Here is a 14,304-nt window from a genome sequence, read left to right as displayed (position 1 = left end):
ATTCCGGAGGGGTGTCAACACCTTTTTTTCACCTAAGCCTATGAATATGCAAAATATTTAATTTTGGCCCCGCAAAGAAGCCATTCGGGTGGCTGGCAGTGGATTTTTAACTCAGGTAGGATCGAGCTAATCGTAAAATATATTAAACAGAGGTTGCAGGATGGCGCACATTCCCTATCCGGAGTCCTATTACGCCGCGTCGGCCAACGCCGCCCCGTCGCGTCCGTCGCTACAGGGTGATGTGGAGACGGATGTCTGCGTCATTGGCGCCGGCTATACCGGCCTGTCCAGCGCTCTGTTCCTGCTGGAGAACGGGTTTCGGGTGACGGTCCTGGAAGCGGCCAGGGTTGGTTTTGGTGCTTCGGGGCGCAATGGCGGGCAGATCGTTAACAGCTACAGCCGCGACATCGATGTCATTGAACGCAGTGTCGGCCCCAAGCAGGCGCAACTGCTTGGGCAAATGGCATTCGAAGGCGGCAAGATCATTCGAGAGCGCGTGGCCAAGTCCCAGATCCAGTGCGACCTGAAGGATGGCGGCGTATTCGCGGCCCTCACCGGCAAGCAGATGGGTCACCTGGAATCACAGAAGCGTCTGTGGGAGCGCTACGGCCACACGCAGCTTGAGTTGCTGGACCAGCACCGCATCCGTGAAGTCGTGGCCTGTGAACAGTATGTCGGCGGCATGCTCGACATGAGCGGCGGCCACATCCACCCACTCAACCTGGCGCTGGGTGAAGCCGCCGCCGTCGAGTCGCTGGGCGGCACCCTGTATGAGCAGTCACCCGCCCTACGTATCGAACGCGGCGCCAACCCGGTGGTGCATACCGCCGAAGGCAAGGTACGGGCCAAATTCGTGATCGTGGCCGGCAACGCCTACCTGGGCAACCTGGTTCCGGAACTCGCCGCCAAGTCGATGCCGTGCGGCACTCAAGTGATCACCACCGAGCCCTTGAGCGAAGAACTCGCCAAGCGCCTGTTGCCACAAGACTACTGCGTCGAAGACTGTAACTACCTGCTCGACTACTACCGTCTCTCTGGGGACAGGCGCCTGATCTTCGGCGGTGGCGTGGTGTATGGCGCGCGCGATCCGGCCAACATCGAAGCCATCATTCGACCGAAGATGCTCAAGGCCTTCCCTGAGCTCAAGGACGTGAAAATCGACTACGCCTGGACCGGAAACTTCCTGCTGACATTGTCGCGTTTGCCACAAGTCGGACGCTTGGGCGACAACATCTACTACTCCCAGGGTTGCAGCGGCCACGGCGTCACCTACACCCACCTGGCCGGCAAAGTCCTGGCCGAAGCCCTGCGCGGTCAGGCCGAGCGCTTTGATGCCTTTGCCGAACTGCCACACTACCCCTTCCCCGGCGGCCAGCTACTGCGCACGCCTTTCGCGGCACTGGGCGCCTGGTACTACGGCCTGCGGGACAAGTTCGACTTCTGACCCTCCTCTATAAGTCGGTGCCGCCCAACCGGCACCGACGCAATGCTCCGGGGATCAGGAGTAGACGGGCCAGGTGTCGACGATCTTTCCGCCCCGCATCGCGACCAGGTCGCCAAACTGCAGCAACACCGATTCGGTCTGGGTCGGGCGCAGAAACACCTGGTCATCCACCGCCAACCCGACCGCCACCGAACCATTGACCATCTCCTGGTTGGAACTGCGGCCATAGAGGCCGTTGCTCTGCAAACCAGGCGGCGACTCGAACTCGGCCATCCAGTTGCCGCCATAGATGAAATAAGTCTCGCGCTGGTTGGTGTCCCACCAGGAAAACAGCCGCGACTTACCGTCCAGTACCGGTATCTGCACGGCACCGGTGCGCTTCACGACCGGGGTGGCGATGTAGGCTGCCGGTAGATGCTCGGCCAGTGACGGCAAATCGTAATGGGTGGGCTTGAGCATCGCGGTGCCTACCGACACTTCGCTGCTCAGCGACTCACGCTCATGCATGCGGTAACTCGGGCTGCCGGCGGTGTTGAGCGTCAAGCCGTCATGCCAAAGCCCCGGGAACTGCTGCCGGGTGAAGTTCACGTAGCCGTTGTAGCGCGTCATGACCTTGGCGAACAGCTCGTCCGCCGTTCCCAGAATGCCTGGCACCCCCATGCCGACAAAGGGGTCGTAACCCATGAAGCCGGCAAATTCCAGATGCTGCGCATTAGCGCGGATCAACCCGAGCATTTGCCCCAACGTGGCAGTGTCCGCCACACCACCGCGATGCAGGCCGACGTCCAGTTCAATGTTCACCCGCAACCGCGTCCCCAGCCCTTGGGCCAGTGCCAGGTATTGCTGCATGTGCTCGGGCGTGTCGAGCAGCCACTGCAACTGCCGCGCCGGGTCGAACGGACCTTTGTGCGAGCGATAGAAAAGCTCGGCCGAGCGAACCGGTAAAGGCTTGCCCAGCAGGATGTCGGCCCCGGGAAACCGCTGCGCGTCATGATTGAGAAAGGGCTGATGAAACGACATCAATCGTTGCGTGCCCGCGCGCTGGCTGATGTAGGCCAGCAACTCCGGCGACGGCAGGGATTTCTCCACCAGACGCAGCTGTTTGCCGCCGCGCTTGACCGACTGCATCACTACCTCGATGTTGTGGTCGAGCCGATCCAGGTCAATCAGCAGCAACGGGCGCATCGGGCCGTTGCGCTGCAGTTCCCGGTTTAAAGCGCGAAAGTAATCGCTGTATGGGCCGCCACGGTCACCGGGTCGCAATAGCGCACCGACACCCGCCAGCAACGCGCCGACGCCCACCACACCTCCCAGGAAATTCCGGCGATTGATGGCCATCAGTTGACTCCCAAAATGGACGACAAATGGGCGTTCAAGAACTTGCCGCCCGGGTCGAGCTGCTGGCGCACCTGACGAAACTCCTGCCAGCGCGGGTACAGCGCTTGCAGATTGCGCGCGTTCAAGGTGTGCAGCTTGCCCCAGTGCGGCCGACCCGCGTACTTCCAGAAAATCGGTTCGATGGCAGCGAAGAAATTGTGATGATCCATCTGGTAGTGCTGGTGGACCGAGATCGAACAGCTGTCACGCCCCTCGAACATGCTCAAGGCGATGTCATCGGCCTTGACGTAACGGTACTCAATCGGAAACCAGGTGCGCAGGTCCTTGTCGGTGATCAGCTTGATGATCTCGCGCAGGCACGCCGGACCATGTTCGGCGGGCACCGAGTATTCCATTTCGTTGAAACGCACGGTACGCACGTTGGCATAGATGTCGAAGGAGTCGCCCACCCGGTCATCGAAACTGGCGATATGCCGCATGTTATTGAGTAGCATGCGGCGGGCGTCAGGAAAGTCGCTGACGTATTTGTCGAACTTCTCGATCAGGTTGACGAATTCGTTGCCACCCTCCTCCTCGGCGCTGATGGGCGGTGTCGCCGGGTCAACGGTTTCGTTGAGGGTCATCGACAGCGCGTAGTCGGAATGAGTCACCACCAGCATCTCCCAGTGCTGGTTCTCCCGGGCGTTCTTTTCCACGTCCTCCAACAGCTCTTCGGTCTTGGCAATCCACTGGTGCTCCCGCAGACGATAGGCCTGGCGGTTCTGCATGCGCACCTTGGTGACGACACCCAGTGCCCCCAATGACACGCGAGCGGCCTTGAATACCTCGCTGTTGCGGGTGCTGTCGCAATCGAGCACCTCACCCCGGGCCGTCACCAACTGCACGCCCGTCACGCAGCCGGAGTAAGACTGGAAGTGCTTCCCGGTGCCATGGGTCGAGGTGGCGATCGCCCCGGCCAGCGTCTGGTAGTCGATGTCTGCCATGTTGGTGAGCGCCTGGCCGACGTCCTTCAATGCCGGGCCCATACGCGACATCGGTGTGCCGGCACCAAACTCGGCCTGCAGGGTGTTCGGATCATCGCCCAGTAACCCGGTGAAGTTGCTCAGCGACAGCAGCGTGCCGTCGGTGGGCACCAACGCGCTGAACGAATGGGCAGAGCCCACCGGGCGCACCTTGCCGGTGGCCTTGGCGATGACCCCGGCCAGTTCGTCCAGGTTCCTGGGCGCCAGCCGTGCCTCGGGCAGGCAGCTCTGGGCACCCGACCAATTGCGCCAGGGAATCACTCGCGGCGCGCGCATCAGTTCGGCCATCACTGGGTGGCTGCCCAAGGCGCCCAGCATGCCTGCAAGGCTGGCCCGTTGCAGAAGCTGACGTCGTGTGAGGTGCATGGTCATCAATCCCACCTTGTGATTGTTATTGGAGTGGTTGGCCAGACATGAAACCGATCAGTGCCAGGAACTCGCTTTCGGAGCATTGCATGCACATCCCCATCGGCGGCATGCCGTTGTGACCGTTGATGGTGTGGTCCAGCAAGGTGTCCACACCTTGCGCGATACGGGGTTGCCAGGCTGGCAGGTCGCCCGTCAGCGGCGCACCCGAGGCCGGGTTGGCATGGCACAACTTGCAACTGGTGTCGTAGGTACGCGCCAAACCGGCATCGACCGGCATGGCACTGGCCGCTTCCGTGCGCGAGGCGTTGCTTTCAGGTTTATCGCCACAGCCACCCAACGCGCCAAGCACCACCAGCAACACGGCCCTCCGGCACACACCACCGGGATCAGTTAACCGCCGCCCGAATCGAATCGTTGCCCACATAGCGTTCCCCACGGGTACAGCGCCTATTGCCCGGCGCATTCTGGTTGTCATTACACACCGCTGAACTCTATGCCAGCCATCATGGCTGGTTGAGGTCATTGAGGGTCAGCAAGGGGGACTTTCGAGGCCACGCGTATGGCCACAGACAGGCAGCAAAGCACCCGCACCACGCTACGACCGCCGGAAGATTCGTCTACGCTTGCGACAACACACCACACCTCAACCCCTCTGTTCTGCCCTTCGCCGGACGTTTTCAGTTAAAAAAACCTGCCGTTAAGGCGTATAACCCATAGAGCACATTCTTGACTGCAAGCCGCCTGACAACCGAGCGTCTTCAAGCCGCCTTGCACACAGCCAATACGGGGTAGCCTCATGAGCACCGAACACCTCCTCAGTACGTTGTTTCCCACTGCCGCCGAGATCCCGGAGCCATACCGCCCGGGCGAGCCGCTTGAGCAACGCGAGTACCTCGTCGAAGGCCAGTTGAAAACCTGGAACGGTCCCCTGGCGGTGGTCCGCAGCCCGGTGTACCTGGCCGGCGAGCAGCAGGATGAACAAGTGATCCTGGGCAGCACTCCGCTGCTGGATGCCGAGACCGCGCTCACCGCCCTCGACGCCGCCGTCCGCGCCTACGACCGCGGCCAGGGCAGTTGGCCCACCATGCGCGTCGCGGAACGTATCCAGCATGTCGAAGCCTTCCTCGGGCGCATGCGCGAACAGCGCGAGGCCGTGGTCAAACTGTTGATGTGGGAGATCGGCAAGAACCTCAAGGACTCGGAAAAAGAGTTCGACCGCACCTGCGACTACATCGTCGACACCATCAATGCCCTCAAGGAACTCGATCGTCGTTCCAGCCGTTTTGAACTGGAACAGGACACCCTGGGCCAGATCCGCCGGGTACCGCTGGGCGTTGCCTTGTGCATGGGGCCTTACAACTATCCGCTGAACGAGACCTTCACCACGCTGATCCCGGCACTGATCATGGGCAACACCGTAGTGTTCAAACCGGCCAAGCTCGGCGTGCTACTGATTCGTCCGTTGCTGGAAGCGTTCCGCGACAGCTTCCCGGCCGGCGTGATCAACGTGATCTACGGCAGCGGCCGTGAGACCGTCAGTGCCCTGATGGCCAGCGGCAAGATCGACATCTTTGCCTTCATCGGCACCAACAAGGCCGCCAGCGACCTGAAAAAGCTTCATCCCAGACCCCATCGCCTGCGCGCAGCATTAGGGCTGGACGCGAAGAACCCCGGCATCGTGCTGCCCCAGGTTGACCTGGACAACGCCGTCAACGAAGCCGTCACCGGCTCGCTGTCGTTCAATGGCCAGCGCTGCACCGCGCTGAAAATCCTCTTCGTGCACGAAGATGTGGTCGACCGCTTTATCGAGAAATTCAACCAGAAACTCGCCGCCCTCAAACCCGGCATGCCATGGGAAAGCGGCGTATCGCTGACCCCGCTGCCGGAGTCGGGCAAGGTCGATTACCTGCACGGCCTGGTGGACGACGCGGTCAGAAAAGGCGCCAACGTGGTGAATGCCAACGGCGGCCAGGCACGCGGTTCGTTCTTCTATCCGGCAGTGCTGTACCCGGTCACCACGGACATGCGCGTGTACCAGGAAGAACAGTTCGGCCCGGTGGTGCCGATCGTGCCTTATCGTGACCTGGATACGGTGATCGACTACGTGCTTGAGTCAGACTTCGGTCAGCAGTTGAGCCTGTTCGGCACCGATGCCGCCGAGGTCGGGCGACTGGTCGATACCTTCGCCAACCAGGTCGGGCGGATCAACATCAACGCCCAGTGCCAGCGCGGCCCGGACACCTTTCCGTTCAACGGGCGCAAGAATTCGGCCGAAGGCACGCTGTCGGTACACGATGCCCTGCGCACTTTTTCGATTCGTACGCTGGTGGCGACCAAATTCCAGGAGAGCAACAAAGCGTTGATCAGCGACATCATTCGCGGCCGGGAGTCGAGTTTCCTGACCACCGACTACATTTTCTGACATCAGCGCCGAGGGAAATCTGCCAACCCGATGACGACCTTTCGATCATCCCGAGTGTCACCGTTGCTGCGGCGCCTGCTACGCCCGGTCCTGGACCCGTACCGGCGCTACCGCAACGCCCGGGTCATCCACGCCGTTCGGGTATCGCTGGGGCTGCTGGCGACCATCCTGCTGACCACGGGGATCAACCTGCCCCACGGCGAATGGGCGTCGGTGACCATGCTGGTGGTGATCGGCGGCCTGCAACACCACGGCAATATCGGCAAGAAGGCCGCCGAGCGGGCCTATGGCACCCTTATCGGGGCTGGCGTGGGCTTGCTGCTGGTGGTGCAGCACGCCTGGCTCGGCTTGCCGTGGCTGACCTATTTCGGCATGTCGGTGGTCTGCGGATTCTTCTCCTACCATGCCATCGGCAAGGGCGGTTATACCGCCCTGCTGTCGGCGATCACCGTATTCATCGTCGCCGGCCATGGCGACAACCCGATTACCGATGGCCTGTGGCGTACCGTCGACATACTGATCGGCATTGCCCTGGCCCTGGCATTTTCCTTCGCCCTGCCGCTGTACGCGGTCTATTCCTGGCGCTACAAACTCGCCAGCGCACTGCGTGACTGCGCCAGCATCTACAGCCGGATCGTCAGCGGCCAGTCGGTGACGGACGACCACTACCTCAAGCTGTTGGGCCGTCTCAATGGCGTGATGGTGCAACTGCGCTCACTGATGCCCTCGGTGTCCAAGGAAGTGCGGATATCCATGACGGAACTCGATGGCCTGCAACGCAACCTGCGGATGTGCATCAGCACCCTGGAAATCCTCGCCAATACCCGGCCCGACGCCCGCGATGCGCAGGCCATGGCGCAACTGCAAGGGGTGTTGAAAGCCGAGCACCGACAGATACGACGGATGCTGATCGGCATGGCCCGCGCCTTGCAATCCGGTACTACCCAGCGCCTGGAGCGCACCCTTGATGAACCGGTCGCGCCAACCGCCATGGACGAACCGGTGTACAGCGCCCTGGACGGCTACCGGTTGCTGACCCGGCAACTGGCCGCCAATCTGAGCGACATGAGCCAACGCCTGGTGAAGACCGCACCGCACTGGAAGATTTGAGGCCCGGTCATTGCGTCACGGCCTTGCGCACCCCACTGCCCCAGCCCTGTTGCATACCGGCAGCGGCCGCCAGAATCGCGATCACGCCAATCCATTGCAGCAGCTCAAGTTGATGACCGAAGGCCAGCCAGTCGACGAAGATCGCCGCGATCGGATAAATAAACGACAGGGCACCGGTCATTGCGGTCGGCAGCTTTTGAATCGCCCCGTACAGCAGCACGTACATCACCCCGGTGTGCACGATACCCAGGGTCAACAGGCTGGCCCAGGCACCTGGCTGTTGTGGCAATGCCGACAGGTTGGCCCACGGCGCCAGCAACAGTACACCGGTACAGACCTGAATCAGCGCAATCAAATGGGGTGGCGTGCCGGTCAGGCGCTTGATGATCAGCGCAGCAAAGGCGTACAGCAGCGCGGCCCCCAGTGCCAGGCCAATCCCCAACAGGTACTCGCTCCCGCTTTCGCCCTGCTCGCCATGGGCGCTGACGATCGCCAGCATCCCAAGAAACGAAACCCCCAGCCAGAACAGCTTTTGCGCGGTGATTTTCTCGCCGAGGAACAGCGCCGCCAACCCCACCAGCATGAACGGCTGCACGTTGTAGACCGCCGTGCCGATGGCAATCGACGCCCTGGAATAGGAGGCAAACAACAACACCCAGTTACCGACAATGGCCACTCCGCTGAGCACGGCGAGCAAGAAGGTGGTACGGCTGAGAATACCGGGGCGCAAAAAGCCGAACCCTGCGCAAATCAGCAGCAAGGTTCCCGCGCCGAACACGCAGCGCCAGAACACCACGTCCAGCACAGGCTGGCCGGAAACCAGCACGAACCATCCGATGGTTCCGGAAATCAGCATGGCGGCGGTCATTTCCAGCGTGCCGCGACGTAAGGTGTTATCCATGATCAGGCTCCTCAAGGTGAGCCCAAAGTATGCCAATCCTCCCCGGCCACTCTCCATGGCCAAATGCAGGCTAAACTGTAAATTCACCTTTATTACCAAGGCAGATACGCGCATTTGCCTAACGGGGCGGGTATGACTGACGACATTGACCAACTGCTGATCGCTGCCCTCATGGAAGACTCACGACGCTCGCTCAAGGCCCTGGCACAGATCAGCGGCCTGTCGTCACCCAGCGTCGCCGAGCGCCTGCGCCGGCTTGAAGAACGTGGTGTGCTCAAGGGTTACACCGTCGAGATCGACCCCAAGTGTTTTGGCTATCAGCTGCAAGCGATCGTGCGCATCCGCCCGCTGCCCGGCCAGCTGCAGAATGTCGAACGGCAAATCCAGGCCATTGCCGAGTTCACCGAATGCGACAAGGTCACCGGCGATGACTGCTTCATCGCACGCTTGCACGTGCGCTCGATGGAACAGCTGGACACCCTGCTCGACCGCCTGAACAGCTACGCCGAGACCAACACCGCCATCGTCAAGAAGACACCGGTCAAGCGCCGGCTGCCGCCGATGGCCTGAGTGCTGTTTTGACGCAAAGCGGATAGATTGGGGGTTTTCCGGCGAAGGATTGACGGTATGAAAACACAAGCAATGGCCCTGACAGCATTGCTGCTCGCAGGATGCGGCACCCTTCAGACGGTTGTACGCAGCGACGAGGTGGCAGCAAAGAGCCTCAAGGAGCAGAAAAGTTACTGCGGCGCCGTGCCACGGATCTACAGTGGCGTCACCTACGACTTCTGTACCCTGTACGCCCCCCTGAGGGAAGGCATCGACGAGCAAAAACATGACAACGGCACGATTATCGTATTGATAGACGCGCTCATTTCCGGTGTTCTGGACACCGCGCTGCTGCCCTACACCGTCTACCGGCAACACGCTGACGGCAGCATCATCGTGACCGAGTGACCACTCCCGAATCAGAGACAAAAAAAAACCCGCCGAAGCGGGTTTTCTGGTTCAAGGGCGGCGATCAGTCATCGCGGCTCATGATGCCGAACAGCTGCAACAAGCTGATGAACAGGTTGTAGATCGATACATACAGGCTGATGGTCGCCATGATGTAGTTACGCTCGCCGCCATGAATGATGGCGCTGGTCTGGAACAGGATGCAGACCGAAGAAAACAGCACGAAGCCCGCGCTGATTGCCAGTTGCAGCCCGCTGATCTGGAAGAAGAAGCTCGCCAGCGTTGCCCCCAGCAGCACGAAGAAGCCAGCGGTAATGAAACCACCGAGGAAGCTCATGTCCTTGCGGGTGATCAGCACATAGGCCGACAGGCCACCGAATACCAGCGCGGTCATGGCGAACGCGGAACTGACAACTTCAGCACCACCCTGCATGCCCAGGTAGCGGTTGAGAATCGGGCCGAGCAGGAAGCCCATGAAACCGGTCAGGGCGAACGCCGACACCAGGCCCCAGGCCGAATCACGAAGCTTGTTGGTCAGGAAGAACAGACCATAGAAGCCGATCAGCACCACAAAAATGTTCGGGTAGCCAACGCGCATCTGCTGCGCGACGTAGGCCATGACACCGCTGAATGCCAGCGTCAGGGCGAGTAAGCCATAAGTGTTGCGCAGGACGCGGCTAACCTCTAGCTGCTCGGCCTGCACGCTGTTGTTGACTGCGTAATCCTGTTCGCGCATGGCGACACTCCTGTAGGTTTGAAACGTTCAGTGGCAAAGATCATAGCAGACGCCCTGTAACAAGCGATGCAGAGAGTTTGACAGTGTGTTTCATTCAGGTATTATGGCGCCCGCAACGCAATACGGAGGTGTGGCCGAGTGGTTTAAGGCAACGGTCTTGAAAACCGTCGACTGTAACAGGTCCATGAGTTCGAATCCCATCGCCTCCGCCATATTTGTACGTTAGAGCCCTGATTATTCAGGGCTTTTTCGTTTCTGGGGGTTGGACTTTCTTACCGCTCCCCACCGATCGCTTCAGTATCTATTCGGCGATTTTCACAACTCTCGCCAGAAAACCCGGACAGAGCCAGCCTCTCTCTCGCCCCCCTTCTTTGAGTTCCTGCCAACCGCCCCCCCACCCTCACATCAAACCTGACAAAAACGAGGCAATAAGGGCCAAAAGCCACCCTCCTGGCCAGCCCTTCTCGACAAGCGATCCAGCTCTTGAAAAAAACCGACTATCGTTGTAATTGATCGGTCCACGACGGACCGGCGGCACGCTCATGGAGTTCTGATGAATAGGACCAATTTTGCTGCTGTTGTCACGACCTTCCTCGCGGGAACCACACCGACACTCTCAAGTGCCGCACCTCCTACCGACCCTCTCCTTGTTTTCGGCGTTCTGGGAAGCTACAGCGAACTCGAATTCAAAGGCCCTGCAAACACTGACATCGATCGAATGCCGGAAGGAGGATTGTTTCTCAACTACGGCAACAAAATGACTGCTCGGACCGGTCTTGTTTATCACGGTGAAATCAGCGGGCAGTACTCTGAAAAAGATGGTCAGAGAGTAAAGGATGGCCAGTTCGACTTGGACTTTGGCTGGAGGGTTGCGCTGGATGAGCGCAATTTTATCGATGTTCTCCTGGGCGGAGGATACAAATGGAATCGCTTCGATCCGGGCTATAACAAGTACGACATTGATCTCACCAGCCGCACACCGTTCATTAAAGCGGCGGCTGGCTACAACCATCAATTCAGCCAGACAACCCTGCGCCTTGAGGTGGGCGTTCGAAAGATCATGAATGGTGAATCAGAGCTCGAAATCCATGACGTCAACAACGAGACTTCCGATCTGAAGGACACAACCAATCCTTTTGTCGAACTGAGCTATCTGTTCAATCAGCAAGGGACGTATCCCCTTGTAGCCTCCCTCTACTACAACCGCTTCAAATATGAGCTGGATGGTCAATTCGAGGAGACCGATTATGACCAGCAGACCCGGGATGAGTACGGCGTCAAAATCGGTCTTGCGTTTTAATGGTGCCTTCAAGCCTTCAATGGCTGATGCCCTTACCTGACCGAAACGACAAAAAGAATCGCTCATTAGCCCCGACAAAGGGGCTAAGGAGTCAATAGCCCGCTTATCAGGCCGTTTGCGTTCTCGAGGTCACCCCCGGAACCAAAGGCGTTTCCACACCTCCTATCGGTGTGCAGTCGCCCCTTGGGAAACTGTAAAAAAATGTGAAATAGTGTTAAATTTCACTGATTGCAATATGATATTACGGATGTGGCAGTGGCCCTCAGCAAGCATCAGATTGACCGCAAATTTCCATGCACCATCAAGGATCTGCGCTCAACCATACACCTCGACCACACACCCTCCACCAGCCTGTCCCAGGCACTGTTCGGACTGCTCAATCATCGACGCCAATCGAACATCAAAAGGCTGAGCGCTGCGGTCACCAGCGCCGGCGCGTCTGTGTTTGCCAAAACGCAGGCGCTGGATAACATCAAGTCCAGGATTCGAGTGACGCTGGGCAAGCCCAAGCGTAGCGGTGACTTTGACTGGCCTGTCGAAGAGTTCCTGAACACGGTCGAAGCCAATGATCGCGGCGCGAATGTCGCCCCGCTGATTGGCTACGGCTACAAGAAGTCGCGCCTGGGACTGGTTGAAGAGTTCTTCATCATTACCCATATGCTCGAGGGCCATACCGATGGCCTTCAATGGCTTGAACGCAATCCGACACAGATTGAACGCTTGATCAAGAAGTCCTTCGCCCTGTTGCGATCCCTGAATGAGAGTCACATTACTCATATGGACTTCTGGGCAGCCAATCTCATGCTGTGTGAAAGCGGGGATCTGCCTGCCAAGGGCATCGACCTGGAGAATTGCTTTCATCGCAAACCCCATTACCCAAGCGAGACACTGGGATTCCAGTTCGGCTTTTTCTATCACCGAGAGATTTATCGCTTTGTCACCGAAGCCCAATACGATGAATGGGTCGAAGAAGCACTCGGCCAATACGAAAACGTCAACCTGGAAAACTTCAAGCGGTTTTACCAGGCCAGCAAGCACACGAAAATCGGTCGCAAGGAGCGTCGGCGCATTTTCCTTGAGGGCGTCCTGGATTTGAGCTGAGAGCGAGCATGCCGGTACTTTTTCGCTGCCCCACTGGGCTAAGCTGAAAACTGGAAGGGAGGGCTTTCCCATGTGCGGAAGACTTTCACAGTACCGGGGTATTCACGACTTCGTCGCGACGCTGGGCATGCCCAATGCCTTGGTCAACACCGTGGGTGACGAGGCACTGGCGCAGTACAACGTCGCCCCCACGACCCAGGTTGCGCTGCTGCACCTGGAAGGTGAAACCTTGCACGCCGATCGGGTGCGCTGGGGCTGGCAACCGCACTGGTCCAGAGAGCATTCCATCCCGGTCAACGCCAGGGTCGAGAAAGTTGCCCATGGTCCGTTCTTCCGGGAGATCTGGCCGCACCGCGCCATCGCCCCCATCGACAACTGGTTCGAGTGGGTCTACGAAGGCGGCCCAAGCAAACAACCCTACCTGGTTCGCCGCCGCGACCGGGCACCGATTCTGTGCGCCGCTATCGGCCAGTACCCGGCCGGAGGCAGGGACCCGAAAGCCGGTGACGGTTTCGTGATCATCACCGCCGACAGCGTCGGGGGCATGGTCGACCTGCATGACCGGCGGCCCGTGGCCCTATCCCCCGAACTGGCCCGCGAATGGCTCAATCTGGCCATGCCCAAGGAGCTCGCCCACCAGATGCTGTTGCACCAAGGGGAGCCCGCCGAAGCCTTTGAGTGGTTCAAGGTCGACAATGCCATCGGCAATGTCAGGAACCAGCAGCCGGACCTGCTCAACCCCATCGGCAAAGTGTTGCGTGGGGATCACAAGGGCAACGGTTGAAGGCATGGTTTCCCGACAAAGTGCATGGCCGGCGGCTGGCGATACGGGGTTTTGTCGACTAGGATTTTTGCGGTGCACAAGGACCCTGCCATATCCAAGCACATCTAGTCTGGGAGACGAAGATGAACCCGAATCAATCCGCCGAGCGGACCTATCGAATGTGGTCCAGCCCGATTCTGCTCGAACTCAAGGAAAGAGCTCACCAACTGGCCCCGGCCGACCGCCTGGCCCTTGAAAATGTGCTGGTGGAGCGAAGGCTGCTCAATACCGGCAATCCCAACGGCGCGGATCGACGCAAGACCGTACCGCCGCAAAGCGCCAATCCTTGACCTGGGCCTTGACCCAAAGAGCCCGCCCTGCGCGGGCTCCCGGGTTCACCTCACTGGGTATTGGTCGCCCGCGAGGCACGGGGCTTGTAAGCCGGTAATGATGCGGCGAATGCCAGGGCCTCCTCGCGAGAACTGAAAGAACCTAACCGGTCACGCTGGGTGCAGACCCGCCAGGGGCCACCCTTGACGCTCACCAGTTCGTAGCCGTTCATGTGCATTTTGTTCAGCATCGAATCACTCATAGCCACCTCCATTGAAGTCGATCAGCCCGACGTCAACTTACACCCGGACCCACCCGAAGCGAGCGCCATTGGTCGAACGGCCCGCCACGGCCGCATGAAAGATCTTTCACTGTGCGTCCTGGGCCCTGCGCTTATAGTCATGCGCGTCTCATTCAAGGAACATTTGGCCCGCCCCTCCCGGCGGGTCTTTTTTTGCCCCTGGAAAAGCGCCCGGCCTGGCGCTGCAAAAATTGCCTTCATCACTGCGAG

At 59.6% G+C, this 14,304-nt stretch carries 15 protein-coding genes and 1 tRNA gene; 10 read left to right on the top strand and 6 right to left on the bottom strand.

Annotated features, from left to right (window positions below; translation table 11 throughout):
• Nucleotides 1–160 precede the first annotated feature (160 nt).
• Nucleotides 161–1,444, top strand: coding sequence for an NAD(P)/FAD-dependent oxidoreductase (locus AC3WQN_RS01295; RefSeq protein WP_103401464.1), 1,284 nt, complete (start codon nucleotides 161–163; stop codon nucleotides 1,442–1,444).
• A gap of 54 nt (nucleotides 1,445–1,498) precedes the next feature.
• Here AC3WQN_RS01295 and AC3WQN_RS01290 read toward each other — a convergent pair whose 3' ends face one another.
• From AC3WQN_RS01290 to AC3WQN_RS01280, 3 genes are all read right to left on the bottom strand, one after another.
• Complete coding sequence (locus AC3WQN_RS01290) at nucleotides 1,499–2,707, bottom strand: DSD1 family PLP-dependent enzyme (RefSeq protein WP_178081931.1); 1,209 nt, start codon at nucleotides 2,705–2,707, stop codon at nucleotides 1,499–1,501.
• Nucleotides 2,708–2,781: 74 nt separating this feature from the next.
• Nucleotides 2,782–4,122: a D-arabinono-1,4-lactone oxidase gene (locus AC3WQN_RS01285; RefSeq protein WP_371918528.1), complete on the bottom strand. Its 1,341-nt coding sequence runs from the start codon at nucleotides 4,120–4,122 to the stop codon at nucleotides 2,782–2,784.
• A 73-nt stretch (nucleotides 4,123–4,195) separates the two neighbouring features.
• Nucleotides 4,196–4,597: a c-type cytochrome gene (locus AC3WQN_RS01280; RefSeq protein WP_103401461.1), complete on the bottom strand. Its 402-nt coding sequence runs from the start codon at nucleotides 4,595–4,597 to the stop codon at nucleotides 4,196–4,198.
• A 372-nt stretch (nucleotides 4,598–4,969) separates the two neighbouring features.
• Here AC3WQN_RS01280 and AC3WQN_RS01275 point away from each other — a divergent pair, with 372 nt between their 5' ends.
• Both AC3WQN_RS01275 and AC3WQN_RS01270 read left to right on the top strand, forming a co-directional pair.
• Nucleotides 4,970–6,595 (top strand): NADP-dependent glyceraldehyde-3-phosphate dehydrogenase, encoded by a 1,626-nt coding sequence (locus tag AC3WQN_RS01275; RefSeq protein ID WP_103401460.1) that lies wholly within the window; start codon nucleotides 4,970–4,972, stop codon nucleotides 6,593–6,595.
• A 63-nt stretch (nucleotides 6,596–6,658) separates the two neighbouring features.
• A complete protein-coding gene (locus AC3WQN_RS01270; protein WP_103401459.1) occupies nucleotides 6,659–7,705 on the top strand; it encodes an FUSC family protein in 1,047 nt (348 codons plus the stop codon).
• A 7-nt stretch (nucleotides 7,706–7,712) separates the two neighbouring features.
• Here AC3WQN_RS01270 and AC3WQN_RS01265 read toward each other — a convergent pair whose 3' ends face one another.
• Nucleotides 7,713–8,606, bottom strand: a complete 894-nt coding sequence (locus AC3WQN_RS01265) for a DMT family transporter (protein WP_103401458.1) — start codon at nucleotides 8,604–8,606, stop codon at nucleotides 7,713–7,715.
• Nucleotides 8,607–8,738: 132 nt separating this feature from the next.
• On the opposite strand from AC3WQN_RS01265, the gene AC3WQN_RS01260 reads away from it, so the two are divergent.
• Entirely contained in the window at nucleotides 8,739–9,176 is a 438-nt protein-coding gene (locus AC3WQN_RS01260; RefSeq protein WP_095079335.1) for an Lrp/AsnC family transcriptional regulator, read from the top strand.
• Between the two features lie 57 nt (nucleotides 9,177–9,233).
• Complete coding sequence (locus AC3WQN_RS01255) at nucleotides 9,234–9,563, top strand: YceK/YidQ family lipoprotein (RefSeq protein WP_103401457.1); 330 nt, start codon at nucleotides 9,234–9,236, stop codon at nucleotides 9,561–9,563.
• A 64-nt stretch (nucleotides 9,564–9,627) separates the two neighbouring features.
• Here AC3WQN_RS01255 and AC3WQN_RS01250 read toward each other — a convergent pair whose 3' ends face one another.
• A complete protein-coding gene (locus AC3WQN_RS01250; RefSeq protein ID WP_095079332.1) occupies nucleotides 9,628–10,299 on the bottom strand; it encodes a Bax inhibitor-1/YccA family protein in 672 nt (223 codons plus the stop codon).
• Between the two features lie 124 nt (nucleotides 10,300–10,423).
• Here AC3WQN_RS01250 and AC3WQN_RS01245 point away from each other — a divergent pair.
• The 5 genes from AC3WQN_RS01245 to AC3WQN_RS01225 all read left to right on the top strand — a co-directional run bounded on the left by AC3WQN_RS01245 (nucleotide 10,424) and on the right by AC3WQN_RS01225 (nucleotide 13,813).
• Nucleotides 10,424–10,511, top strand: a tRNA-Ser gene (locus AC3WQN_RS01245).
• 341 nt (nucleotides 10,512–10,852) lie between these two features.
• Nucleotides 10,853–11,599: a hypothetical protein gene (locus tag AC3WQN_RS01240; protein WP_103401456.1), complete on the top strand. Its 747-nt coding sequence runs from the start codon at nucleotides 10,853–10,855 to the stop codon at nucleotides 11,597–11,599.
• Between the two features lie 255 nt (nucleotides 11,600–11,854).
• Entirely contained in the window at nucleotides 11,855–12,700 is an 846-nt protein-coding gene (locus tag AC3WQN_RS01235) for a lipopolysaccharide kinase InaA family protein (protein WP_103401455.1), read from the top strand.
• 70 nt (nucleotides 12,701–12,770) lie between these two features.
• Nucleotides 12,771–13,484 (top strand): SOS response-associated peptidase family protein, encoded by a 714-nt coding sequence (locus AC3WQN_RS01230; RefSeq protein WP_103401454.1) that lies wholly within the window; start codon nucleotides 12,771–12,773, stop codon nucleotides 13,482–13,484.
• 122 nt (nucleotides 13,485–13,606) lie between these two features.
• Nucleotides 13,607–13,813, top strand: coding sequence for a hypothetical protein (locus tag AC3WQN_RS01225; protein ID WP_095079319.1), 207 nt, complete (start codon nucleotides 13,607–13,609; stop codon nucleotides 13,811–13,813).
• Between the two features lie 50 nt (nucleotides 13,814–13,863).
• On the opposite strand, the gene AC3WQN_RS01220 is transcribed toward AC3WQN_RS01225, so the two are convergent.
• A complete protein-coding gene (locus AC3WQN_RS01220; protein WP_103401453.1) occupies nucleotides 13,864–14,055 on the bottom strand; it encodes an SPOR domain-containing protein in 192 nt (63 codons plus the stop codon).
• Nucleotides 14,056–14,304 lie beyond the last annotated feature (249 nt).

This window comes from Pseudomonas sp. FW300-N1A1, from assembly GCF_058789115.1.
This window is presented reverse-complemented; position numbering and strand designations above follow the sequence as displayed.

What these genes read in the sequence shown, in the direction of transcription:
- AC3WQN_RS01250 (WP_095079332.1), bottom strand. Translation starts at nt 10,299, where the DNA reads ATGCGCGAACAGGATTACGCAGTCAACAACAGCGTGCAGGCCGAGCAG.
- AC3WQN_RS01285 (WP_371918528.1), bottom strand. Translation starts at nt 4,122, where the DNA reads ATGCTGGGCGCCTTGGGCAGCCACCCAGTGATGGCCGAACTGATGCGC.
- AC3WQN_RS01225 (WP_095079319.1), top strand. Translation starts at nt 13,607, where the DNA reads ATGAACCCGAATCAATCCGCCGAGCGGACCTATCGAATGTGGTCCAGC.
- AC3WQN_RS01240 (WP_103401456.1), top strand. Translation starts at nt 10,853, where the DNA reads ATGAATAGGACCAATTTTGCTGCTGTTGTCACGACCTTCCTCGCGGGA.
- AC3WQN_RS01295 (WP_103401464.1), top strand. Translation starts at nt 161, where the DNA reads ATGGCGCACATTCCCTATCCGGAGTCCTATTACGCCGCGTCGGCCAAC.
- AC3WQN_RS01255 (WP_103401457.1), top strand. Translation starts at nt 9,234, where the DNA reads ATGAAAACACAAGCAATGGCCCTGACAGCATTGCTGCTCGCAGGATGC.
- AC3WQN_RS01275 (WP_103401460.1), top strand. Translation starts at nt 4,970, where the DNA reads ATGAGCACCGAACACCTCCTCAGTACGTTGTTTCCCACTGCCGCCGAG.
- AC3WQN_RS01220 (WP_103401453.1), bottom strand. Translation starts at nt 14,055, where the DNA reads ATGAGTGATTCGATGCTGAACAAAATGCACATGAACGGCTACGAACTG.
- AC3WQN_RS01230 (WP_103401454.1), top strand. Translation starts at nt 12,771, where the DNA reads ATGTGCGGAAGACTTTCACAGTACCGGGGTATTCACGACTTCGTCGCG.
- AC3WQN_RS01265 (WP_103401458.1), bottom strand. Translation starts at nt 8,606, where the DNA reads ATGGATAACACCTTACGTCGCGGCACGCTGGAAATGACCGCCGCCATG.
- AC3WQN_RS01260 (WP_095079335.1), top strand. Translation starts at nt 8,739, where the DNA reads ATGACTGACGACATTGACCAACTGCTGATCGCTGCCCTCATGGAAGAC.
- AC3WQN_RS01280 (WP_103401461.1), bottom strand. Translation starts at nt 4,597, where the DNA reads ATGTGGGCAACGATTCGATTCGGGCGGCGGTTAACTGATCCCGGTGGT.